Genomic DNA, 21,299 nt, shown 5'->3' on the forward strand with positions numbered 1-21,299 from the left:
GGTTTGGATGAGGGGATAGCGCAGCCGCTCGCGGCTGCGGGGCTAAGAGGTGACCGAAAGGTGACGGAGCGACGCAATGGGGACCGGTGGCGATTTCGCCAGCCGAGTGTTTTGCCTGGATTTGGATTGTCGCTCGGGATCACTCTGAGCTGGCTGGTTCTGATCGTGTTGATCCCGTTGTCGGGACTGGTGTTTCGCGCCAGCGGGCTCGGCTGGGCGCAGTTCGTGGCGCTGGCGCTTGATCCGCGCACGCTCAATGCCTTGAAGATCTCCTTCGGCACGGCCTTTATCGCTGCCGTTATCAATCTCGTCTTCGGTGTCATCCTCGCCTGGGTATTGGTGCGCTACCGTTTCCCCGGCAAGCGGGTGATCGACGCCATGGTCGACCTGCCGTTTGCGCTGCCGACCGCGGTGGCCGGCATTGCGCTGACGACGCTCTATGCCCCGAACGGCTGGATCGGCCAGTTCCTGGAACCACTTGGCCTCAAGATCGCCTTCACCCCGGCCGGCATCGTCATTGCCCTGATCTTCGTCGGCCTGCCCTTCGTGGTCAGGACCGTGCAGCCGATCATGGAGGAGATCGACAAGGAAGTGGAGGAAGCTGCAGCCACCCTTGGCGCCAGCCGCTTCCAGACGATCAGCCGGGTATTGCTGCCAGGGTTGCTGCCGGCCGGCCTCACCGGCTTTGCGCTCGCCTTTGCCCGCGGTGTCGGCGAATACGGCTCGGTGATCTTCATCGCCGGCAACCTGCCTTATGTCTCGGAGATCGCGCCGCTGCTGATCGTCATCCGGCTCGAAGAGTTCAACTATGCGGCTGCGACAGCAATTGCCGCGGTGATGCTGGCGATCTCGTTTGCCATGCTGCTCCTCATCAACTCGATCCAGGCCTGGAGCCGGCGGAGATATGTCTATGTCGCATGACCTGACCGCCGCTTCAGCACCCAGTCCCGGTCTCAGTCCGGCTTCCGGCCCTCGCGCCGCCCTGCCGGAACTGGCCGCCGCCACCTCCGAAAGCCGCTTTGCCCGACTGACGCTGACGATCACCGCGCTCGCCTTCGTCGCGCTGTTTTTGCTTTTGCCGCTCGCCGCCGTCTTCACCGAGGCGCTGCGCAAGGGCGTGACGGAATTCGTGCTGGCCCTTGGCGATGCCGAAACCTTTTCGGCCATCCGCCTGACGCTGATCGTCGCCGCCATCGCCGTGCCGCTCAACCTCGTCTTCGGCGTGGCCGCCGCCTGGGCGATCGCCAAGTTCGAGTTCAAGGGCAAGGCCTTCCTGACGACGCTGATCGACCTGCCGTTCTCGGTCTCGCCGGTGATCTCCGGCCTCGTCTTCGTGCTTCTGTTCGGCTCGCACAGTGTCCTTGGTCCCTGGCTGCAGAGCCACGGCATCCAGATCCTCTTTGCCGTGCCGGGCCTGGTGCTCGCCACCGTCTTCGTCACCTTCCCCTTCGTCGCCCGCGAGCTGATCCCGTTGATGCAGGAACAGGGCAGTAGCGACGAGGAGGCAGCCTTGTCTCTCGGGGCATCGGGCTGGCAGACCTTCTGGCATGTGACGCTGCCCAACATCAAATGGGGGCTGCTTTACGGCGTGCTTTTGTGCAACGCCCGCGCCATGGGCGAGTTCGGCGCCGTCTCGGTGGTGTCCGGCCATATCCGCGGCGAGACCAACACCATGCCGTTGCAGGTCGAAATCCTCTATAATGAATACAACTTCGTCGCCGCTTTCGCGGTGGCGGCGTTGCTGGCGCTGCTGGCGCTGATCACCCTGATTTTGAAGACGGCGCTGGAGATCCGCTACAGCGCCGAGATCGCCGCCAGCCGCAGGCACTGACCGGGAAAGCCGGCATTCGAAAGGTATTGTCATGGACGTGCGCGTTCACAACATCCGCAAGGAATTCGGCCGCTTCCCGGCGCTCGACGACGTCTCGCTCGACATCCGCTCCGGCGAGCTGATCGCGCTGCTCGGCCCCTCCGGCTCCGGCAAGACCACACTTCTGCGTCTCGTTGCCGGGCTCGAAAGCCCGACCGAAGGCACGATCTTCTTCGGCGACGAGGATGCCTCGCAAAAGACCGTGCAGCAGCGCAACATCGGCTTTGTCTTCCAGCACTATGCCCTGTTCCGCCACATGACCGTGCTCGACAACGTCGCCTTCGGGCTGAAGGTGCGGCCCTCCAATCGCCGCCCGCCGTCGGCCGAGATCCGCAAGCGCGCCCTCGATCTGCTCGACCTCGTCCAGCTCTCCGGCCTCGACAAGCGCTATCCGGCGCAGCTCTCGGGCGGCCAGCGCCAGCGTGTGGCGCTCGCCCGCGCCATGGCGGTGGAACCGAACGTGCTTCTGCTCGACGAGCCCTTCGGCGCGCTCGACGCACAGGTCCGGAAAGAACTGCGCAAGTGGCTGCGCGACATTCACGACCGCACCGGCCACACGACGATCTTCGTCACCCATGACCAGGACGAGGCGCTGGAGCTCGCCGACCGCGTCGTCGTCATGAGCAAGGGCGTGATCGAACAGGTCGGCACCCCCGACGAGATCTACGACCATCCGGTCTCGCCCTTCGTCTACGGCTTCATCGGCCAGTCGAACTGCCTCAATGTTACGCTGCAGAACGGCGAGATCTGGTTCGAGGATCGGCCGATCGGGCTGCGCGCCCCGTCCGAGCCCGACGGCCCGGCGAAACTGCACTTCCGCCCGCACGACATCGAGCTGATCGACGGCTGCGGCGGTTGCCTTGCCGGTCTTGTCGCCGCCAGCCGCCGCGTTGCCGGCACCCGCCATCTCGAACTCGACCTTGGCCGCAACCATCCGCATGTCGAGATCGAACTCTCGCCCGAACGCGCCGCTGCCGGCGACCACAGCCGCATCGCCTTCCGACCGACAAAGTGGAAGATCTTCAGGGAAGGCCGACCGGAGATGAAGATCGCTCCGGCCGGAGCCACGGAATCCCAGCGCCAGACGGCCGATGAGGCGGAATCCATGCTCGCCGCTCAGGTCTCCTGGGCGACTCCCTAAGGAAGTTTAAGCGGCCAGATTTCGACCACGCCGTGAGCAACGGCGCAGGGTGTCTGCGAAACCAGGGCGGTGGCTTCGTCGAGATCGGCCGCTTCGATCACCGCGAAACCGGCCACCGGCAACGGGGATGACAGAAACGGACCATTCTTGGTTTCGACCCGCGCCGCATCCGCATTGCGCACCTGCACGGGCGCGCCGGCAATCCCCATCAACACGCCATCGGCCTGAAGTCGCGCGTCATGCGCATGCGCCGCATCGCGCACCACCGCCGCCGTGCGATCGTAGCCGGCGCGATCGCCGTATCCGATGGTGATGAATTTCGGCATGAACCTCTTCCTTCAAGTTGCTCGATGAGAAACGCGTCTAGCTCTGACGGGCTAATTGACAGCCCGGCCTTCAGGCCGTTCCGTTGAAGGAACGCGGATGCGCCGGGAAAGTTGCGACGCCGGTGCACCGCGTCAAAAGAGGGAGGATCCGATGCCAACCATCATCGCCCATCACAACATTACCAAAGGCGCCGATCACTGGCTGAAATCGCCGAGACGCAAGGAACTCTTCGGCGCGCTCGGCATCACCAACATCCGGACCTTCGTCGATCCAAAGGACCCGACGCGCGTGGCCGTCATGATGGATGTTCCCGATATCGGCGCCCTCTCGCAGGCGATGCAAAGCCAGGCTGCGGCGGACGCCATGGCCTATGACGGGGTTGTGCCTTCGTCGCTTGTGATCCTGGTTGAATCGTAGCGCGCCTTCGCGCGGCGTGCCTCTGTACCTTGCCACGCAGGGTGAAAGACCGCGCTTCGGCCTCTCGCCATGGCGTCGAGATTGAGCCGCTACAATGCGGTACATATTGCGGCGAAGACCGACACATCCGGGATACCTCGCCTGAACAGATTGCGATCGTTGCCTCACGAACAGAAGAAGGAACGATCGCATGAGTCACCGCATCCTCCCGACCATCGCGCTTGCCTTGGCGACAAGCGTCGTCGCCTTCGCAGCGCAAGCAGCCGAGATCAAGAACATCGTCATCGTCCACGGCGCTTTCGCCGACGGTTCCGGCTGGAGAGAAGCCTCCGAAATCCTCGGGCGCCGCGGCTTCAACGTGACCGTCGTCCAGGAGCCGCTGACGTCGCTCGGCGCGGACATCGAGGCGACGAACCGCATCCTCGATCTGCAGGACGGCCCGACCCTGCTCGTCGGCCACAGCTATGGCGGCATGGTCATCACCGAGGCCGGACACCATAGCAAGGTCGAAGGCCTGATCTATGTGGCCGCCTTTCAGCCCGACAAGGGCGAAAACCTTGCAACGCTCGCCGGATCGAAACCTGCGGCCGCCATGAGCGTGCGCGAAACCCCGGACGGCAAGTATCTCTATCTCGACCCAAAGGCGTTTCCGGCCGACTTCGCCGCCGATTTGCCTGCGGCGGAGGCGGCCTTTGCGGCGAAATCGCAGGTCCTTGCCGCCAAGGTCGGCGACCCCGCCTGGCGCACCAAGAAAAGCTGGTCGATCGTCGCGACCGATGACCGCGCCATCAACCCGGACCTGGAGAGAAGCATGGCCAAGCGCGCCGGCAGCCAGGTGACCGAAATCAAGGCCAGCCACGCTGTCTTTGCTTCGCAACCGGAGAAGGTTGCGGGCGTCATCGAGGCCGCAGCCAACGAGGCCGGCAAATAGCCCGAATGCCGTCCTCCGCGACCTGAGTGTGACCTTCGGCACTCAGGTCGCTTCCTTAACGGCAACCGAGATCTGGCGCCAAAGACCTGTAACAATCCTTCGGTAGTTTGCCTCGGATCACGCCTCAGCGCGAAGCGCTTTCGCCATGTCCCGTAAAGTCGCCGCCGAAGCGCGGCTTGACAGCGTGCGGCCAACGGCGGCAAACTTTGCTGATGGGGGTGCGATCACCCCATGAGGCGCCAGCCGAAGCATCGCGTCCATAGAACCGCTCATCCGGAGGACGCGTCATGTCGTCGTATCTCGAAATATCATCGGAAAAACTCGCTCGCCTCATCGGCACGCCGAACTGTCCCGCGCTGATCGACGTTCGCGTCGACGAGGACTTCGACGCCGATCCACGTCTCGTCCCGGGATCCGTCCGGCGCGACTATCGCACTGTGCAGGACTGGACACACGACGTCGACAAAGCGTCGGCGATCGTCATCTGCCAGCAGGGCAAGAAGCTCAGCCACGGCGTTGCCGCCTGGCTGCGCAATGCCGGCATCTCCGCCGATGTGCTCGAAGGCGGGTTCGAGGCGTGGGTCGAAGGCGGCAGCCCCGCCGTGCCGTCTTCGGCTCTACCGGAACGGAACGCCCAAGGGCACACGGTCTGGGTCACCCGGGCGCGGCCGAAGATCGACCGCATCGCCTGCCCCTGGCTGATCCGGCGCTTCGTCGATCCGCATGCCGTTTTCCTTTACGTAGCGCCGTCGGAAGTGGAGATGGTCGGCGAGCGCTTCCGGGCGACACCGTTCGACATCGACGCGTCCGTGCGCTGGAGCCACCGCGGCGAGCGCTGCACCTTCGACGTCATGGTCGAGGAATTCGGGCTTGCCACGGCCCCGTTGCTGCGGCTCGCCACGATCGTGCGTGCTGCCGATACCGCCCGCCTGGAACTCGCGCCGGAGGCATCGGGCCTGCTTGCCGCCTCGCTCGGGCTCTCGCGCATGTATGCGGACGATCTGGAACAACTGGACGCCGGCATGCTGCTCTACGACGCCTTCTATCGCTGGTGCCGGGATGCTACCAACGAGACCCATAACTGGCCCTCGGCCAAGAAGGACGCCTGAGATGACCGACATTGCGGACAAGGCCGCGCCGGGACCGGCGCGGCAACGGGAAAGCCACGGCATCTCCTTCGGCGAAGCGGTCCGGGTCTGGGCGCGGATTGCGGCGCTGAGCTTCGGCGGGCCGGCTGGACAGATCGCCGTCATGCACCGCATCCTGGTCGATGAAAAGCGCTGGATCGGCGAACACCGTTTCCTGCACGCGCTCAACTACTGCATGCTTCTGCCGGGACCCGAGGCGCAACAGCTTGCCGTCTATATCGGCTGGCTCCTGCATCGCACCGCCGGCGGCCTTGTCGCCGGCATCCTCTTCGTGCTTCCGGGGTTCCTCGCGATCCTGGGCCTGAGCTACATCTACGCCGCCTTCGGCAATGTCACGGTCGTCGAGGGCCTTTTCTTCGGTCTGAAGGCCGCGGTGCTCGCGGTCGTCGTTCAGGCCGTCTTCCGCATCGGCGGGCGAGCGCTGAAGAACAAGGTGATGATCGGCATTGCCGCAGCCGCCTTCATCGCCATCTTCGTTTTCCGGGTCCCCTTCCCGCTCATCATTCTTGCAGCCGGGGTGCTTGGCTACATCGGTGCACGTTCCGGCTCGGATTTCTTTCGCATCGGCGGAGGCCACAAGGCCGGCACGGGTCCGGTACTCAAGGACGAAGACTCCGTGCTCGGCGACGAAATTCCCGCGCATGCGCGCCCGGACCTCGCCTGGTCGCTGCGGATCTCGGCGATCCTGCTTGCCCTGTGGCTGGTGCCGCTGGCGTTGCTGGTCGCCATTCTCGGCACGGGCAACGTCTTCAGCCAGATTGGCCTCTTCTTCAGCCAGATGGCGGTGGTCACCTTCGGTGGCGCCTATGCCGTACTTGCCTATGTCGCCCAAGAAGCGGTGCAGCACTACGGCTGGCTGAAGCCGGGCGAGATGCTCGACGGGCTCGGCATGGCCGAGACGACACCTGGGCCGCTGATCATGGTCGTCCAGTTCGTCGGCTTCATGGGTGCCTATCGCGATCCCGGCACGCTTTCGCCCATGGCGGCCGCGACCCTCGGAGCGATGCTGACGACCTGGGTCACCTTCGTTCCCTGCTTTCTATGGATCTTCCTGGGCGCGCCCTTCATCGAGCGGCTGCGCAACAACGTCGCGCTGACCGGCGCCATGTCGGCGATCACCGCCGCTGTCGTCGGGGTCATCCTCAACCTTGCGGTCTGGTTTGGCCTGCACACGCTGTTTGCCGAAGTCGCCCCCTGGACGCTCGGGCCGTTGGCGCTCGATATTCCGGTCCTAGGGTCGCTGGTATTGCCGTCGCTGCTGCTGACGCTCGCGGCCGGCGTGGCGATCTTCCGCTTCAATGTGTCGGTCATAACCACGCTGCTTGCCTGCGCGCTCGCCGGCATGGCCTGGACGCTGGCAACGAACTGAGGGCGGAGCCGGCGCTCAGTCGTCGTAGACAGATTGCGGCAGGTGAAATCCCTCCGGCAATTGCGATCCGTATTGGCGCTCTTCCGGTGGCGGCGGCGGAGGCTCGCTGTGCTTTATTGCGCGAGCCGCAAGCACGGCCTTCAGCTGCACGGGCCGGTAGTGTTCGACAAGGCTCGGAAGTGTCTCTTGCTTGTCCGTCTGTCGCGACATCGCGGGCTCCTTGGAAAGGTCTCTCGCCACCGAGCGACAGTGCCAGTCAACCGACTGTGTTGCAACAGTTGCCGCGCGATCGACGGTCCCGAGGGGGCCATCGCCTCCGCCATACCAGCCGCGAGCGACCCACAAGATATTCGGGTAAACTGTGGCGCCTGCCCTTGCGTCCGTAACCGCTCACCCTACCTCTGCAGCGCTGCCAGATGGCAGGCAACACGCAGCGAGGACACGACTATGCAGGGCACCCTTTCGAAACTCGGCCTGAGACATCCCCTGATCGTCGCGCCGATGGCCGGAGGTCCTTCGTCGCCGGCGCTCGTGGCAGCCTCTTCCGCCGCCGGCGCGCTCGGCTCGATCGGCGCGGCCTATTCGAGCCCGCCGGCGATCGCAGAGTTCGCCCAGGCCGTGCGTGCCCGGACAGATTGTCCCTTCGCCATAAACCTCTTCATCCAGCATCCGCAACCGAAGATCGACGCCGCGGCGCTCGAGCGCGCCCGGCGCGCGACGGCGGGATACCGCGTCGAACTCGGCCTGCCCACGCCGGAATTTGCAGCGCCCTACGAAGAGGATTTCGACGCGCAGTTCGAGGCGGTGCTGCGGGCAAAGCCTGCGGCGCTGAGCTTCGTCTTCGGCGTTCTGCCCGCCGAGCACATGCGCGCTGCTCGTGACGCAGGAATGCTGATCATCGGCACGGCAACGACGCCCGAGGAAACCCTGGCACTCGAAGAGAGCGGCGTCGATGCCATCACGCTGCAGGGATACGAGGCCGGCGGGCATCGGGGCATCTTCGACCCGTCCGCGGAAGACAGCGAAATCGGCCTTGAAGACCTGCTCGCCTGGAGCTTGGGAAAGGTCAAGGTACCGCTCATCGCCGCGGGGGGGATCATGACGGGTTCCGACATCCAAGCCGTTCTGACAAAAGGCGCCAGCGCCGTGCAGATGGGTACGGCCTTCCTCGCGACCGCCGAAGCTGGGACGTCGGCCCCCTATCGCGCGGCGCTAGAGGGCACGGAGCGGAAGACGCGAACGACGCGGGTCTTTTCCGGCCGGTTTGCGCGCGGCGTCGAAAACCGTTTCATGAACGAGGTGGATGCCGCCGCCGTAATGCCCTTTCCGGCCCAGAACAAGTTCACGCGTGACATCAGAGCGGCGTCCACGGCGAAGGGGTCGCCAGACTTTCTGTCCTTGTGGTCGGGAACCGGCAAGGGCGAGCTTTGGCAGGGCTCCGCGTCCGATTTGATCGCTCGCCTCTTTCCGGCGTAGCTCAGAAGTTACAGCACTCTCCTATGCAGTGCTGTCGGCCCTTTACTTCCGCCGTCTTGCAGACGAATTCTTGCTTATTGACGTCATCTCTTGCGAAAGTCGGCAGAATGGATCGTATCGATGCGATGAAGGTCTTCGTCACGGCGATTGACGAAGGCAGCCTTGCGGGTGCGGCCCGTCGGCTGAAGCGATCGCCAACGGCCGTCAGCCGCGCGCTGAACCTGCTCGAAGCCCATGTCGGTGTCGAACTGCTGCACCGGACGACCCGCTCGCTGAAACTCAGTGAAGCGGGCCAGCGCTATGCAGCAGCCTGCCGGCGGGTGCTGGTCGATCTCGAAGAGGCCGATATGCTCGCAGGCGGCGAGCGCGCGGCTCCGCGCGGCACGGTAACGATCTCTTCGCCGCCGATCCTCGGCGAAGAGATGCTGCGCCCGATCCTCGACGACTTCCTCAATCTCTACCCGGCGGTTTCGGCCAGGTTGCTGCTGCTCGACCGCTTCGTGAACCTTGTCGACGAAGGCGTCGATATCGCGCTGCGCATAGGGCACCTCGCGGATTCTTCGCTGATCTCAACACGCATCGGCGGCGATATCAGGCGCGTCGTCGTCGCTTCCCCACGCTATCTCGCCAGTCATCCCCGCATCGACGAGCCGGCAGACCTCGCCAAGCACCAGATCGTCGCCTTCACCAATTTCGGCCTTGATTCCTGGGCCTTTACGCCGGCCGAAGGTTCGCTGATCCCGCGCACGGTACAGTTCACGCCGCGCTACATCGTCAACAGCGTGCGCGCAGCGGTCGATTCCGCCGTTGCGGGCACCGGCCTTACCCGGCTCTACTCCTACCATGTCGCGCGCCATATCCACGACGGACAGTTGAAGATCGTGCTGGCCGATGCCGAGCATCCGCCGATGCCGGTTCATCTTCTGGCACCGCAGGGCCGCATGTCGGTTCCCAAAGTTCGCGCCTTCGCGGATTTCGCCTTGCCGCGGCTCAGGACCGAGTTCGCACGCATGGCGATGGAAGCTGGTACGCTTGACTGATTATGCCGAATTTCGGTTGATTGACCGCCTATTATCGTCAATTCTCCCACAGCTCGGATGGGTCTAAATCTGATTGCACCAACGCCGAGGGCGAAGGACGGGCTGCACGAACGCCCGTTGCAATCGAAGAAGGATCACATCCATGAGCAACGAACAGAAGGTCGCCATCATCACCGGTGCATCGCAGGGTATCGGCGCCGCCCTGGTGCAGGCCTACCGCGATCGCAACTACCGTGTCATCGCCACGTCGCGCTCGATTAGGGAGAGCGCGGACGCTGGCATCCTCGCCGTTGCAGGCGATATCGGAAATCCCGAGACCGCCGAGCGCGTCGTGCGCCAGGGCCTCGAACGGTTCGGCCGCATCGACACCCTGGTCAACAATGCCGGCGTCTTCACCGCCAAGCCGTTCACGGACTTCACCCAGGAAGACTACGAGCTGAACATGAGCGTCAATGTCGCCGGCTTCTTCCATATTACCCAGCACGCCGCCCGCGAGATGCTGAAGCAGGGCTCCGGCCACATCGTCAGCATCACTACCAGCCTCGTCAACCAGCCGATCGCCGGCGTGCCCGCCGCGCTCGCCTCCATCACCAAGGGCGGCCTGAATTCGGTAACCCAGGCGCTCGCGATCGAATTCGCGACTTCAGGAATTCGCGTCAACGCGGTTTCGCCCGGCATCATCAAGACGCCGATGCACGCGCCGGAAACGCATGCGGCGCTTTCGACACTTCACCCGGTCGGACGAATGGGCGAGATCCGCGATATCGTCGACGCCGTTCTCTACCTGGAGGGTGCCGGCTTCGTAACGGGCGAGATCCTGCATGTGGACGGCGGCCAGAACGCCGGACGCTGGTAGGCCCGTAACTCTCCAAACAAACGCGGCACCTTGGGTGCCATCAAGTTCCAGAAAGGAGACGGCAATGCCGATCGTAACAGTTCAGGTGACCCGCGAGGGCACCACGCCGGAGCGTCAAACGGTGACGGCGGAGGAAAAGGCCGAGATCATCAAAGGCGTCAGCCAAGTGCTGCTCGACGTGCTCAACAAGCCGCTGGAATCGACCTATGTGGTCATCGAGGAAGTCGACCTCGACAATTGGGGCTGGGGCGGCCTGCCCACCGCCCAGTATCGCGCGCAGATTGCTGCAAAAGCTAAAGCCTGACGCGATCAGCCACAGTTCCCACGACCCGCCGCTTGACAGCAAGCGGCGGGTTTCCTTTGTGAAATTGTGTCGAAATGTATCTGCAGGCGCTTGCATTACATTCGCATGCAAGTCTGGATGTTGCGAACACACCGACGACATATCCAGAGCGTCAACCAGACAGAGCAAGTGGCACAGCCCCCTCGCCCAGAAGCGGCGGCACCATGCGAAGACCAAACCGACTTGAGGAGTTTGCTCGATGGAGCATATCGACCATGTGCTGATTGTCGACGACGACCGAGAGATCCGGGAACTCGTGTCGAGCTACCTGAAGAAAAACGGCCTGCGCGCGACCGCGGTCGCCGACGGGCGACAGATGCGCAGCTTCCTCGAAGGCGATACCGTCGATCTGATCGTCCTCGACGTGATGATGCCGGGCGACGACGGGTTGGTGCTCAGCCGCGAGCTGCGCGCCGGCAAGCATAAAGCGATCCCGATCATCATGCTGACCGCCCGCTCGGACGAGATGGATCGCATTCTCGGGCTCGAAATGGGTGCCGACGATTATCTCTCCAAGCCATTCTCCGCGCGCGAACTGCTGGCCCGTATCAAGGCCGTGCTTCGGCGCGCGCGCATGCTGCCGCCCAACCTGCAGATTTCGGAGGCCGGGCAGTTGCTGCGCTTCGGCCGATGGAAGCTCGACACGACGGCGCGGCACCTGATCGATGCTGATGGCACCGTGATCGCGCTGAGCGGAGCGGAGTATCGGCTGCTGAAGGTGTTCATCGACCACCCCCAGCGCGTGCTCAACCGCGACCAGCTGCTCAATCTCACGCAAGGCCGCGAGGCCGATCTCTTCGACCGCTCGATCGACCTGCTCGTCAGCCGGGTCCGCCAGCGACTCGGCGACGACGCCCGCGAGCCGGCCTACATCAAGACGGTGCGCAGCGAAGGCTATGTCTTCTCGGTGCCGATCGAGATCGTGGAGGCGCGCGAATGACCGCGAACGCTGCTGAAAGAGGCTTTCGACTATGGCCGCGCACGCTCAGGGCGCGGCTCTTTGTTATTCTGCTGGCCGGCCTCGCCATCGCACATGTGATGTCGTTCACAGTTCTGTTCTTCGAGCGCTACATGTCAGCCAAGTCTGTCATGTTCAACACGCTCGAAAACGACATAGCGACCTCGATCGCAATCCTCGACCGCCTGCCCGCTAACGAGCGTGCCTCCTGGCTCAAGCGCCTCAGCCGCGACAACTACGGCTTCATTCTCGGACCGGGCGTGCCCGGCAACGCGTCGGTCGATCCGGCCACCGCGGAGCTTTCCGCCAACATCCAGCGCGCGACCGGCCCGAAATATCCGGTCACCGTCGAGACGATCCCTGGCGATCGCCGCCACGTGCAGGCGCATCTGACATTGAGCGACGGCTCGCCGCTGACGATCGACGTCTATCCCAAGGGGGTCATGCCGCTCGCCGACTGGCTGCCTTACGTGCTGCTGGCGCAACTCGCGCTTCTGCTTTTCTGCAGCTGGTTTGCCATGCGGCAGGCCGTCCGCCCGCTCGTCAACCTTGCCGCAGCGGCCGACACGCTCGACCCAAACCGCAACACGCCGCGGCTCAGTGAGACCGGCCCGACGGAGGTCGCCTATGCGGCAACCGCTTTCAATGCCATGCGCGACCGCATCGCCCAGTATCTTGAAGAACGTGTCCAGATCCTTGCAGCCATTTCCCACGACCTGCAGACGCCGATCACCCGCATGAAACTGCGCGCGGAGATGGCCGAGGATTTCGCCGATCGCGAGAAGCTGATCCAGGATCTCGGCCAGATCGAAAGCCTGGTGAAAGAAGGCGTTGCCTATGCCCGCAGCGCCCACGGCAATGTCGAGAAATCGACGCGCGTCGACCTCGCCTCATTTATTGAAAGCCTCGTCTACGATTATCAGGACACCGGCAAGTCCGTCAGCGCCAGCGATATCGATGGCGGCACGGTCACAACCCGGCCGCAGGCGCTCAGGCGCATTCTCACCAACCTCGTCGACAACGCGCTCAAATTCGCAGGCAGCGCCGAGATCGAGGCACGGCGGCTTGCTGACGATACGGTGGTTATCAGCGTGCTCGACCGCGGGCCGGGCATCCCGGATGATCAACTGGGCGCCGTTTTGAAACCCTTCGTCCGGCTGGAGGATTCCCGCAATCGCGAGACCGGCGGGACCGGACTTGGTCTCGCCATCGCCCAGCAGTTGGCAGTCTCCATCAACGCGTCTCTGACCTTGCGCAATCGTGACGGCGGCGGCCTTTTGGGCGAGCTGGTGATCCGCCCTCAGTAGAGAGGAGTTTCATAAAACGCCGTATAATGCGATATAAAACAATCGCATATATTATTTTCCTAATGTCACGATTGAGATCAAAAGCTCAAGAAGACAAAGCTTGCCGGGCTCGGCCACGCCCATGGCCGATGCAAAAGAGCGGCGACCCTGACGGTCGCCGCTCCGGAGGTGACAAGAGGTAGTGCTGATCAGACGAGATTGATCGTCACGTCAATGTTCCCCCGGGTCGCCTTGGAATAGGGGCAGGTCTGGTGCGCGGCATCGACGAGCCGACGCGCGACGTCGGCGTCGATCCCCGGTAGGCTGACATTCAGCCGTGCCTTCAGGAAGTAGCCGCCGTCGCGATTCAGCAGATCCACTTCGGCATCAACGGCGACGTCGGCGGGAAGCGCGACCTTCGACTGGCCGGCCACCAGACCGATCGCGCCGATGAAACACGCGGACCAACCGGCGGCAAAAAGTTGCTCCGGGTTCGTCCCCGGACGGGAACTGCCGGGCGTGGAAAGCTTGGTGTCCAGACGTCCATCGTCGCTGCGGGCAGCGCCGTCGCGGCCGCCGGTCGTGTGGGTCTTGCCGGTGTAGAGTACCTTTTCAGCTGCGCTCATGGTGTTTTCCTTTCGACAGGTTTGCCGTCCGGGCCCGATTGCCCTGCGACTGTCGAGACGCATCTGGCGCCCTCAAGATGTATCGAATGTTTCACCGACGCCCGAAAATGTATGGAAACCCGCCAGGCGCCGGCGCCGATACACGCTGATACGAAGCCCATCCGAAAGTGGTTGTCGCCCATTGCGCCACACCAGCATGACGCGGCGCCGCATCCGGCGGGCCCTGTCTCCAATCACCGCGCACAAAAAAAACGCGGGGCCGGCGAACCGGATCCCCGCGCCTCCACGCAATCTGCGGGAGAAAAACTAGAAACGATCGACGGCGACAATTGCCTCGGCAAAAGCGAGCGGCGCCTCCTGCGGCAGGTTATGGCCGATTCCGCCGGCAATCAGCCGATGCTCGTATCTGCCGGAAAAACGCTTGGCGTAGGCGGCGGGATCGGGATGCGGCGCGCCATTGGCGTCGCCCTCAAGCGTGATGGTCGGGACGGTAATGGTAGGGAACTGCGCCAGCCGCTTTTCGAGGTCGTCGTACTGTGCTTCCCCCTCGGCCAGGCTGAGCCGCCAACGGTAGTTGTGGATCGAGATATCGACATGATCGGGGTTTTCAAGCGCCTCGGCACTCCTGTCGAAAGTGGCGTCGTCGAAGTTCCACTTGGGCGAGGCAAGCTTCCAGATCAGCCGGGCGAATTCCTTTCGGTTCTGCTTGTAGCCCTCATAGCCCCGCTCGGTGGCGAAGTAGAACTGGTACCACCAGGCAAGTTCGCCCTGCGGCGAAAGCGGCTTCCTGTTCACCTCCTGGCTGCCGATGAGATAGCCGCTGACGGAGACCAGCGCCTTGCAGCGCTCGGGCCACAGGGCCGCGATGATGTTGGCGGTTCGCGCACCCCAGTCGCAGCCGCCGATGACCGCCTTCTCAATCTTGAGCGCGTCCATCAGGGCAATGATATCCGTTGCGATCACAGCCTGCTGGCCGTTCCTCGGAGTGTCGGCAGACAGGAACCGGGTCGTGCCATAGCCGCGCAGATAGGGAACGATGACGCGATAGCCGGCATTGGCGAGCACCGGCGCCACGTCCACATAGGTGTGAACGTCATAGGGCCAGCCGTGCAGCAGGATCACGGCAGGAGCATCGCTGGCGCCAAGTTCGGCGTAGCCGACGTTGAGCACGCCCGCATCGATCTGCTTGAGGACGGGGAAGGACTTGTTCGTGCCCGGGGCGACGGCCGGTAGGCGCGGCGCCTCACCGGCTCCCGCTTGCGCTCTGACCGCACCAGCCGATGCGAACTGCGTTGCCGCCAACGAGAGTGCGATTGCGCCGATGAAACGACGGCGCGGGTGGTTGATTTCGTCCGACATTGACTACCCTCCGGGGAACTGAACTGGCATCACGAATGGAGTGCTGGTGTATCTGGGGCGTGTGCTTGGCGGCGTCCTATTGAAAGCACGTGTAGAAACGGCAGGGGCTGGATACACGGCGATACAATCGCATTTTCAAGGCAGGTTATTGCTGTCAGGCAACGCCTTCGCGTGCATTGCGGCGGATCGTCTGGGGCGGCTGCCCGAGCGTGCGCAGGAAGGCCCGGCGCATGCGGTCGCTATCGGCAAAACCGGTCTGCTCGGCAATCACGTCCATCGAGTGACGCCCCTGCTCCATCAGGAGCCGCGCGGCTTCCACCCGCAGATGCTCGACCGCTTTTGCCGGCGACTGGCCGGTCTCCGAACGGAAGGCGCGGCTGAACTGGCGCGCACTTAAGCCTGCGGCATCCGCGAGTTCGTCTACCGAGAGGACGTTTCGCAGGTTCGCCTTGGCGTAATTGACCGACTTCTGAATGCGGTCGGACTTCGGATCGAGTTCCAGCAGGGCGGAAAACTGCGATTGGCCGCCGGCGCGCCGGTGATAGACGACGAGCTTGCGTGCCACCTGACGGGCGACATCCTCGCCATGGTCCTTCTCGATCATCGCCAGCGCGAGATCAATGCTTGCCGTCATGCCGGCCGAGGTCCACACGCTGCCATCGACGATGAAGATACGATCCTCCTCGACCTTGACCTCGGGAAATCGCTCGCGCAGTTGACGGGCGAACACCCAATGGGTCGTGGCGCGACGACCGTCGAGCAGTCCTGACTCGGCGAGCATGAAGGCGCCTGTGCAAGGGGCTGCCACCCGGCGCGAGACCTCCAAGGCATGGCGCGCGAAGGCGGCGAGTCCCGGCGTTACCGGCTCGATCACGGTGCCCGCGCCGAACATGACGGTGTCATAGACCGCGTCGTCGAAGGCCTTCGTGAGCACGCCGAAGCCGGCGGACGCCTTGACCTCGCCGCCGGCCTCCGACAGCAACTCGATCGCATAGGCTGGTTCGCCAAGCGTCAGGTTGGCGATCTCGAAGGCGGTGACCGCCGCGAACCCCATGAGCTGAAATCCCGGAAAGACGACGTAGCCGATCCTGTGCATCTCACACCACCCCTGTCCGACTCTGTCTGGAATGGCCGCTTATAGCAGATTTACGCCATGGAGGAAACGCGACGGTCATGGCCGGCGCTCATTCGGGAAGCGGCTTGCCCGCATGTTCGGCCACCATGTAGGCCGCATACCAATCCGGCCAGTTATGGTCGTGCTCACCACCGTTGCGCTTCTCGTGCTCGCCATGGGCGGCGGCAGCGCGACGCAGGGCCGCCGCAAGGTCACCGACGGAAGCAAAGTCCGTCACCTCGGTATCCACACGCCCGGGCAGACGTTCGGTCACCTCTTGCAGCAGCCAGCCGTTGCCGTCGGGGTCGCTGAAGGTGGCATAGGAGCGGTAGCTGCGGCGCGCGGGATCGCGTCCGCTGATCGCTGGCTTTCCGGGGCCCTCGCGGTGGAAGATGTCGCTGACCTCGGCGCCCCGTTCGACGAGTTCCGCACGCGCGGCTTCGATATCCGAAACGACCAGATAGAGGCCGCTCGCCGAACCGGGCGTAGCCGAGGTCAGCCCGGTGCCGAAGTGGATCGATGCCGGCGAGCCCGGGGGAGTGAACTGCACAACGCGAAACGCATCGCCGACGGGAAAGTCGGCATCGAGCCGCCAACCGAGGCGACCGTAGAAATTTTTGGCGCGATCGACATCCGCGACCGGAATGACGGCGACCTCGAACTTCAGATCGACCGATGGTGCTCTGTTGTTGCTATCTGCACCTGTCATGACACTTCTCCTTTGTTGCGACGGTGGGGCGCGCTTTCGCACGCCTCTTCCTGTCAGCTCGGTTGACGCAGTGACTTGAATGAAGCCCTCAACTCGTCGACTAGGGCTTGCGGCTGTTCCCAGGCTGCAAAGTGCCCGCCCTTGGCGAGACGATTATAATGGATGAGCTTGGGGAATGCCTTCTCCGCCCAGGATTTTGGTGCCTGATAAAGCTCGTCCGGGAAGGCGCTGACGGCCACCGGGATCTGCACGCCCTTCGGCTGGAAGAAGGCAAGCTTGTTTTCCCAATAGAGCCGTGCCGACGACACGGCGGTATTGGTCAGCCAGTAGAGCGTGACATTGTCGAGCACGTCATCGCGCGTCAGCCCTTCCGGCTTGCCATCGAAGACGCGGGCGATCAACTCGTAGCTGCGGGCATCGTGGTCGAGCATCCAGCTCGCAAGCCCGATCGGCGAATCCTCAATCGCATAAAGCGTTTGCGGACGTTTGCTCATCTCCTGCGCATAGGACAGCCCGTTCCGGTAGAAGAAGTCGAGCTGCTCATAGGCGCGGCGCTCGTCGGCCGAAAGGTTCGCTGGTGCCGGCTGGCCGGCATCGAGGCTCTTCTGGATCTCGTCAGGCACGGTCGCCGGCATGTTGGTGTGGATCCCGAGCAAGCCCGCCGGCTGCTGCAGCGCCATCTGCTCGGTAACAGCGTCGCCCCAGTCGCCACCCTGCGCGACGTAATGGGAATAGCCGAGACGCTGCATCAGCACTGCCCAGGCGCGCGCGATCCGGACAGGGTCCCAGCCGCGCTCCGTCGGTTTGCCGGAGAAGCCGTAGCCGGGAAGCGAGGGGATGACCACGTCGAAAGCATCGGCTTCCGTGCCCCCATGCGCGTTCGGATTGGTCAGGGGATCGATGATCTTCAACTGCTCGATGATCGAGCCCGGCCAGCCGTGGGTGACGATGAGTGGCATCGCGTTCTTATGCTTGGAGCGCACGTGAATGAAGTGGATGTCAACGCCGTCGATGTTGGTCACGAACTGCGGCAGGTCGTTGAGTGTCTTCTCCACGCGGCGCCAATCGTAGTTTGTTGCCCAATAGTCGGCGAGCTTCTGCATGGTGGCAAGCCGCACGCCCTGGGTGCCGTCCGCCACCAGTTCGCGATCCGGCCACTTGGTCGCCGCGATGCGCTGCTTGAGGTCGGCAAGTGCGGCATCACTGGCGTGGAATTGGAAAGGGCGGATGGATTCGTCCGTGGCCGGTTTGGCAGCCGACGTGATTTGGAAGTCGCCGCCGGCGGACACGCCCGCCGCTTGAGCGGCGAGCGGAGGAAGCAGGATCGCGATCGCGCCCGACAATGCCAAGGCGGCCAGTCGGCGGTTTTGGACAATGGGCATGGAACGTCTGAACATCATCATTCTCCTGGTTCGATTGGCGAGGCGGGGAACCGCCTCGAAAGTCCGGGTTGGGAGGTTGCCGGAAGGTGAGCGGGCGCTAGCTCCCGATACGGTAGCGAGCAGCCGGCGTTTTCCTGGAAAGGTTCGGCATCAGCTTCTGCCGTGCGGCCTCATAGTCTGCCCAGTCAGCGGCATCCGGCAGCGCTGGGATAGTGATCACTTCGCCCTGGTCGAGGCCGGCAAGTGCCGCGTCCACCATGTCCTCGGCGCGCATGACGATCTCGCTCGGCACGTGTTCGATGGGGGTGCCGGCAATGCCCCAGAAATCGGTGGCGGTCGCACCCGGCAACACGGCCTGGATGCGGATATTCTTGTCGGCAAGTTCCTTTTGCAACGACAGGGTGAAGGCCAGGACGAAGGCCTTGGTGCCACCATAGACGCCGTTCAGAACTTCCGGCGCCACGCCGACGATCGAGGCGATGTTGATGATCGTGCCAGTGCTGCGCGCCGCAAATCCGGGTGCCACCGCATAGGTCAGCCGCGTCAGCGCGCTGACGTTGAGCGTGATCATCTCGTCCATCTTGTCGACATCGGAGGCGAGCAGCGGCGCCGTCGCGCCGACCCCGGCATTGTTGATCAGCATCGTGATGCTCGCATCGCTTTCGAGGATCTTCTCGACCCGCCTGATATCATCCCTGTTGCCGAGGTCCGCAGCGACGACTTCGATGGCGCGGCCGGTTTCGTCCGCCAGCCGGCGGGCTAGATCGTCGAGGCGTACGCGGTTGCGCGCGACGAGAATGAGGTCATATCCGCGATGTGCCAGGCGGTCAGCATAGATCGCGCCGATACCGGACGAAGCACCGGTGATCAGTGCAGTGCCTTTTGATTTGCTCATTTCAAGCTCCTTTGCTTGGGTTGGAGCCTCGATGGTACGGCCGAAAGATCGCGTCTCAAATGTCATAATTCCGTCTTTTCAGGACATAACCCGCCTGGGCGGACGCGAACCAAATTTCGCCGTGACCATGCGTGTGCTGTGTATCCGCGATGTGTTCGGAAGCGGCGTCTGTGTATCGCAATGTTTGAACGGCCGCGGACGGCGGTAAACCGATACGAAATGCCCTGGGGTTTCTGCCACTGCGCCTTAGCGTCAGAAAGCGAAACGGGGCCGACATGACGTCGGCCCCGTTATCGTCTGCAAGCAACTCCCTGAAAATACAGGAGGCTCAGAGATTGTAGAGACTGCGCGCGAACGCGCCGATGCCCTTTGCGTCGAGCAGGCTGAGCGGGGCACGAAACGTTACCCGCGCCACGCCCGGATGGCGGCCGATCTCGATTGCACCTGCGATCGTTGCCCGGTTCATCACTTCGGGAACGCTGAGACCGAGCAGGTCTGCCGCCCGCTCCAGCCCGTTCGTGGTCGCATCGTTGAGGTTCGCGCCCGTGCCGATGAAGGTGACCGGGGCGTCAGCTTCCACCTCTCGGACACCGTGCTTGCGGGCAAGTGCCGCCACCCGCGTGCGTTCCGCCTCGTCGAGCGGACGTGCAAGGAACGGTACATCATCCAGCACCGGCAGAAGGATCGGCCCGTCGATCTTGAGCCCCTTGATGACATGGACCTCCAGCGTCACCGTGCCGGCGACGTCGCAGGTATGGCCGGCAATTTCGCCGTCGCCCTGCAGGGCATGCATGTCCCCCATATAGATGCCACCACCCGGCACCTTGACCGGGCAGATCAGGATCGCGCCTTCCCGCACGGTATTCACGTCCATGTGGCCGTCAGTCTTATGCTGGACGAGTTCGTCCGCGGTCAGGGAGTAAGCATGTGGTGCGTCGGTCAAAAACTGGCCGAAATCGCCGGCATTGTGCGAGTCCGGCATCGCCTTCGATGGCGTCGTGCCCAATTGGCCGAGGAATGGCCGAAGCCTTGTGGCAACACCGATGAGGTCCGCTGGCGCGAAGGTCAGGATCGGATGCTGGATCGAGCCGTCCGGCAGGGCCAGCAGCCGTTCCGCATCCGTGGCAAAGGTCTCGGCAGTCGCTTTGCCGACGGTCAGCCCCACCTGGCGCTCATCGTCGAAGGCGATCGTGTAGCCGTTGGTGAAGATGAAGGGCGTCGCGTCCGCGCCGCACTTCTCGCAGCGGATCGCAGTCTGGCCGATGCCCTCCACGCGCGTGCGCGGCCATTCCGTGCCGCAGCCCGGGCAAACGGCCGCGCAGAAGGGATCACCGTTGAAGCGACCAGCCACCACCTCGTCGTTGCCCGAGGCCGTCGCCGCGGACGTGACGATCAGCGATCGGATCCGAATGGCAACGGCGTCGCCGATTTCAGCGCCCGCGACCGCCACAGGGCGCGTCACCTCATGTCCGCCGCGGATCTCCGGCGTGATCATCGGCCCCCAACATCCCGGCGCCGTGTTCGCGATGATGACACCGCCATCGGCGACAGGCCCCAGCATCGGCTCGGCGGGGTCGAGTATCCCGTTGGTCAACTCGTTGACAAATACTGTCCGAGCCCCGGTCGTCTGGCGCTCTCTCGTTTTCTCCAGCATGTCACTTTCCTCCAGGTTGATTGGCATCAAAGGTTCGGGCCGCCCGTCTCGGCGGTACTATCGTCAGTCGAAGAACGGATCGGCAAACTCCTCGTGCGGCGCCTCTTGCAGCAATCCTGCTCCCTTCTCAGCAACCGTTGCAGATCCGGAACCGGAGACGAGTGCGGCAAGAAGCGAGGGTTCTCTCGGGTCGCTATCCCAGGCGCATGGTGCCGCCGCGAGCGCGGCGATGGCGAAAACTGTCGCGAAGATACGCATGATGGCTCCTTCCGTTATTGATGTCAGCAGCGGCGTTTCGTCGCCGAAGGCTCGAAACGTGCTCGCGGCCAGAGTGTCTCTTGGGCGTATCGCGGATGTGTGCAGCAGGCCGCGAAACTGTATCCTTTGTAAAAGGCGGA

At 63.6% G+C, this 21,299-nt stretch carries 23 protein-coding genes; 13 read left to right on the plus strand and 10 right to left on the minus strand.

Annotated features, from left to right (window positions below; all coding sequences use genetic code 11):
• The first annotated feature begins 60 nt into the window (after nucleotides 1-60).
• Genes cysT through OVA00_RS00805 form a run of 3 tightly spaced genes read left to right on the plus strand, consistent with a single transcriptional unit; the run spans nucleotide 61 to nucleotide 3,011 of the window.
• Nucleotides 61-921 carry a sulfate ABC transporter permease subunit CysT gene (gene cysT / locus OVA00_RS00795; protein WP_192358718.1) on the plus strand — a complete coding sequence of 287 codons (861 nt, stop codon included), beginning with the start codon at nucleotides 61-63 and terminating at the stop codon, nucleotides 919-921.
• Nucleotides 911-1,831 (plus strand): sulfate ABC transporter permease subunit CysW, encoded by a 921-nt coding sequence (cysW, locus tag OVA00_RS00800; RefSeq protein WP_112773461.1) that lies wholly within the window; start codon nucleotides 911-913, stop codon nucleotides 1,829-1,831. Before cysT ends, cysW begins: the two co-directional genes overlap by 11 nt.
• Before the next feature lie 31 nt (nucleotides 1,832-1,862).
• The gene (locus OVA00_RS00805; RefSeq protein ID WP_252160874.1) at nucleotides 1,863-3,011 is read left to right on the plus strand and encodes a sulfate/molybdate ABC transporter ATP-binding protein; all 1,149 of its coding nucleotides are present in this window, start codon (nucleotides 1,863-1,865) and stop codon (nucleotides 3,009-3,011) included.
• On the opposite strand, the gene OVA00_RS00810 is transcribed toward OVA00_RS00805, so the two are convergent.
• Nucleotides 3,008-3,337 carry a YciI family protein gene (locus tag OVA00_RS00810; protein ID WP_060586299.1) on the minus strand — a complete coding sequence of 110 codons (330 nt, stop codon included), beginning with the start codon at nucleotides 3,335-3,337 and terminating at the stop codon, nucleotides 3,008-3,010. The two genes, OVA00_RS00805 and OVA00_RS00810, sit on opposite strands and share 4 nt — an antisense overlap.
• Before the next feature lie 151 nt (nucleotides 3,338-3,488).
• On the opposite strand from OVA00_RS00810, the gene OVA00_RS00815 reads away from it, so the two are divergent.
• From OVA00_RS00815 to chrA, 4 genes are all read left to right on the plus strand, one after another.
• Entirely contained in the window at nucleotides 3,489-3,755 is a 267-nt protein-coding gene (locus tag OVA00_RS00815) for a hypothetical protein (RefSeq protein WP_060530360.1), read from the plus strand.
• A gap of 190 nt (nucleotides 3,756-3,945) precedes the next feature.
• On the plus strand, nucleotides 3,946-4,686 hold the full coding sequence (locus tag OVA00_RS00820) for an alpha/beta hydrolase (protein WP_268087696.1): 741 nt from the start codon (nucleotides 3,946-3,948) through the stop codon (nucleotides 4,684-4,686).
• Between the two features lie 287 nt (nucleotides 4,687-4,973).
• Nucleotides 4,974-5,795 (plus strand): chromate resistance protein ChrB domain-containing protein, encoded by an 822-nt coding sequence (locus tag OVA00_RS00825; protein ID WP_060530358.1) that lies wholly within the window; start codon nucleotides 4,974-4,976, stop codon nucleotides 5,793-5,795.
• Between the two features lies 1 nt (nucleotide 5,796).
• Nucleotides 5,797-7,203, plus strand: coding sequence for a chromate efflux transporter (gene chrA / locus OVA00_RS00830; protein ID WP_252160872.1), 1,407 nt, complete (start codon nucleotides 5,797-5,799; stop codon nucleotides 7,201-7,203).
• Between the two features lie 15 nt (nucleotides 7,204-7,218).
• On the opposite strand, the gene OVA00_RS00835 is transcribed toward chrA, so the two are convergent.
• Nucleotides 7,219-7,413 (minus strand): hypothetical protein, encoded by a 195-nt coding sequence (locus tag OVA00_RS00835; RefSeq protein WP_268087697.1) that lies wholly within the window; start codon nucleotides 7,411-7,413, stop codon nucleotides 7,219-7,221.
• Between the two features lie 237 nt (nucleotides 7,414-7,650).
• Here OVA00_RS00835 and OVA00_RS00840 point away from each other — a divergent pair, with 237 nt between their 5' ends.
• The 6 genes from OVA00_RS00840 (at nucleotide 7,651) to OVA00_RS00865 (ending at nucleotide 13,183) form a co-directional block, all read left to right on the plus strand.
• Complete coding sequence (locus tag OVA00_RS00840) at nucleotides 7,651-8,679, plus strand: NAD(P)H-dependent flavin oxidoreductase (protein WP_112772196.1); 1,029 nt, start codon at nucleotides 7,651-7,653, stop codon at nucleotides 8,677-8,679.
• A 107-nt stretch (nucleotides 8,680-8,786) separates the two neighbouring features.
• Nucleotides 8,787-9,719, plus strand: a complete 933-nt coding sequence (locus OVA00_RS00845; protein ID WP_060530355.1) for a LysR family transcriptional regulator — start codon at nucleotides 8,787-8,789, stop codon at nucleotides 9,717-9,719.
• Nucleotides 9,720-9,861: 142 nt separating this feature from the next.
• Nucleotides 9,862-10,575 (plus strand): SDR family NAD(P)-dependent oxidoreductase, encoded by a 714-nt coding sequence (locus tag OVA00_RS00850; RefSeq protein ID WP_112772195.1) that lies wholly within the window; start codon nucleotides 9,862-9,864, stop codon nucleotides 10,573-10,575.
• Nucleotides 10,576-10,639: 64 nt separating this feature from the next.
• Entirely contained in the window at nucleotides 10,640-10,879 is a 240-nt protein-coding gene (locus OVA00_RS00855; RefSeq protein ID WP_060530353.1) for a tautomerase family protein, read from the plus strand.
• A gap of 238 nt (nucleotides 10,880-11,117) precedes the next feature.
• Nucleotides 11,118-11,858 carry a response regulator gene (locus OVA00_RS00860; protein ID WP_034799675.1) on the plus strand — a complete coding sequence of 247 codons (741 nt, stop codon included), beginning with the start codon at nucleotides 11,118-11,120 and terminating at the stop codon, nucleotides 11,856-11,858.
• The gene (locus tag OVA00_RS00865) at nucleotides 11,855-13,183 is read left to right on the plus strand and encodes a sensor histidine kinase (RefSeq protein WP_268087698.1); all 1,329 of its coding nucleotides are present in this window, start codon (nucleotides 11,855-11,857) and stop codon (nucleotides 13,181-13,183) included. The genes OVA00_RS00860 and OVA00_RS00865 overlap by 4 nt, the downstream gene beginning before the upstream one ends.
• A gap of 188 nt (nucleotides 13,184-13,371) precedes the next feature.
• On the opposite strand, the gene OVA00_RS00870 is transcribed toward OVA00_RS00865, so the two are convergent.
• From OVA00_RS00870 to OVA00_RS00905, 8 genes are all read right to left on the minus strand, one after another.
• Nucleotides 13,372-13,788 carry an organic hydroperoxide resistance protein gene (locus OVA00_RS00870; protein ID WP_268087699.1) on the minus strand — a complete coding sequence of 139 codons (417 nt, stop codon included), beginning with the start codon at nucleotides 13,786-13,788 and terminating at the stop codon, nucleotides 13,372-13,374.
• A gap of 306 nt (nucleotides 13,789-14,094) precedes the next feature.
• The gene (locus OVA00_RS00875) at nucleotides 14,095-15,147 is read right to left on the minus strand and encodes an alpha/beta fold hydrolase (RefSeq protein WP_112772192.1); all 1,053 of its coding nucleotides are present in this window, start codon (nucleotides 15,145-15,147) and stop codon (nucleotides 14,095-14,097) included.
• 154 nt (nucleotides 15,148-15,301) lie between these two features.
• On the minus strand, nucleotides 15,302-16,243 hold the full coding sequence (locus OVA00_RS00880) for a GlxA family transcriptional regulator (protein ID WP_192445861.1): 942 nt from the start codon (nucleotides 16,241-16,243) through the stop codon (nucleotides 15,302-15,304).
• A gap of 88 nt (nucleotides 16,244-16,331) precedes the next feature.
• Nucleotides 16,332-16,970 (minus strand): VOC family protein, encoded by a 639-nt coding sequence (locus OVA00_RS00885; RefSeq protein WP_060530350.1) that lies wholly within the window; start codon nucleotides 16,968-16,970, stop codon nucleotides 16,332-16,334.
• 53 nt (nucleotides 16,971-17,023) lie between these two features.
• Nucleotides 17,024-18,367, minus strand: coding sequence for an epoxide hydrolase family protein (locus tag OVA00_RS00890; protein WP_268087700.1), 1,344 nt, complete (start codon nucleotides 18,365-18,367; stop codon nucleotides 17,024-17,026).
• Nucleotides 18,368-18,449: 82 nt separating this feature from the next.
• A complete protein-coding gene (locus OVA00_RS00895; protein WP_268087701.1) occupies nucleotides 18,450-19,247 on the minus strand; it encodes an SDR family NAD(P)-dependent oxidoreductase in 798 nt (265 codons plus the stop codon).
• A 328-nt stretch (nucleotides 19,248-19,575) separates the two neighbouring features.
• Entirely contained in the window at nucleotides 19,576-20,901 is a 1,326-nt protein-coding gene (locus OVA00_RS00900) for an acetamidase/formamidase family protein (RefSeq protein WP_246810390.1), read from the minus strand.
• A gap of 63 nt (nucleotides 20,902-20,964) precedes the next feature.
• Nucleotides 20,965-21,159 carry a hypothetical protein gene (locus OVA00_RS00905; protein ID WP_060530346.1) on the minus strand — a complete coding sequence of 65 codons (195 nt, stop codon included), beginning with the start codon at nucleotides 21,157-21,159 and terminating at the stop codon, nucleotides 20,965-20,967.
• Between the last annotated feature and the right edge of the window lie 140 nt (nucleotides 21,160-21,299).

Source organism: Ensifer sp. SL37 (assembly GCF_026672675.1).
GTDB lineage: Bacteria > Pseudomonadota > Alphaproteobacteria > Rhizobiales > Rhizobiaceae > Ensifer > Ensifer adhaerens.

Excerpts from the sequence above, each read along its gene's own strand:
- cysW (WP_112773461.1), top strand. The coding sequence starts at position 911 with ATGTCGCATGACCTGACCGCCGCTTCAGCACCCAGTCCCGGTCTCAGT.
- OVA00_RS00805 (WP_252160874.1), top strand. The coding sequence starts at position 1,863 with ATGGACGTGCGCGTTCACAACATCCGCAAGGAATTCGGCCGCTTCCCG.
- OVA00_RS00810 (WP_060586299.1), bottom strand. The coding sequence starts at position 3,337 with ATGCCGAAATTCATCACCATCGGATACGGCGATCGCGCCGGCTACGAT.
- OVA00_RS00815 (WP_060530360.1), top strand. The coding sequence starts at position 3,489 with ATGCCAACCATCATCGCCCATCACAACATTACCAAAGGCGCCGATCAC.
- OVA00_RS00820 (WP_268087696.1), top strand. The coding sequence starts at position 3,946 with ATGAGTCACCGCATCCTCCCGACCATCGCGCTTGCCTTGGCGACAAGC.
- OVA00_RS00825 (WP_060530358.1), top strand. The coding sequence starts at position 4,974 with ATGTCGTCGTATCTCGAAATATCATCGGAAAAACTCGCTCGCCTCATC.
- chrA (WP_252160872.1), top strand. The coding sequence starts at position 5,797 with ATGACCGACATTGCGGACAAGGCCGCGCCGGGACCGGCGCGGCAACGG.
- OVA00_RS00835 (WP_268087697.1), bottom strand. The coding sequence starts at position 7,413 with ATGTCGCGACAGACGGACAAGCAAGAGACACTTCCGAGCCTTGTCGAA.
- OVA00_RS00840 (WP_112772196.1), top strand. The coding sequence starts at position 7,651 with ATGCAGGGCACCCTTTCGAAACTCGGCCTGAGACATCCCCTGATCGTC.
- OVA00_RS00845 (WP_060530355.1), top strand. The coding sequence starts at position 8,787 with ATGGATCGTATCGATGCGATGAAGGTCTTCGTCACGGCGATTGACGAA.
- OVA00_RS00850 (WP_112772195.1), top strand. The coding sequence starts at position 9,862 with ATGAGCAACGAACAGAAGGTCGCCATCATCACCGGTGCATCGCAGGGT.
- OVA00_RS00855 (WP_060530353.1), top strand. The coding sequence starts at position 10,640 with ATGCCGATCGTAACAGTTCAGGTGACCCGCGAGGGCACCACGCCGGAG.
- OVA00_RS00860 (WP_034799675.1), top strand. The coding sequence starts at position 11,118 with ATGGAGCATATCGACCATGTGCTGATTGTCGACGACGACCGAGAGATC.
- OVA00_RS00865 (WP_268087698.1), top strand. The coding sequence starts at position 11,855 with ATGACCGCGAACGCTGCTGAAAGAGGCTTTCGACTATGGCCGCGCACG.
- OVA00_RS00870 (WP_268087699.1), bottom strand. The coding sequence starts at position 13,788 with ATGAGCGCAGCTGAAAAGGTACTCTACACCGGCAAGACCCACACGACC.
- OVA00_RS00875 (WP_112772192.1), bottom strand. The coding sequence starts at position 15,147 with ATGTCGGACGAAATCAACCACCCGCGCCGTCGTTTCATCGGCGCAATC.
- OVA00_RS00880 (WP_192445861.1), bottom strand. The coding sequence starts at position 16,243 with ATGCACAGGATCGGCTACGTCGTCTTTCCGGGATTTCAGCTCATGGGG.
- OVA00_RS00885 (WP_060530350.1), bottom strand. The coding sequence starts at position 16,970 with ATGACAGGTGCAGATAGCAACAACAGAGCACCATCGGTCGATCTGAAG.
- OVA00_RS00890 (WP_268087700.1), bottom strand. The coding sequence starts at position 18,367 with ATGTTCAGACGTTCCATGCCCATTGTCCAAAACCGCCGACTGGCCGCC.
- OVA00_RS00895 (WP_268087701.1), bottom strand. The coding sequence starts at position 19,247 with ATGAGCAAATCAAAAGGCACTGCACTGATCACCGGTGCTTCGTCCGGT.
- OVA00_RS00900 (WP_246810390.1), bottom strand. The coding sequence starts at position 20,901 with ATGCTGGAGAAAACGAGAGAGCGCCAGACGACCGGGGCTCGGACAGTA.
- OVA00_RS00905 (WP_060530346.1), bottom strand. The coding sequence starts at position 21,159 with ATGCGTATCTTCGCGACAGTTTTCGCCATCGCCGCGCTCGCGGCGGCA.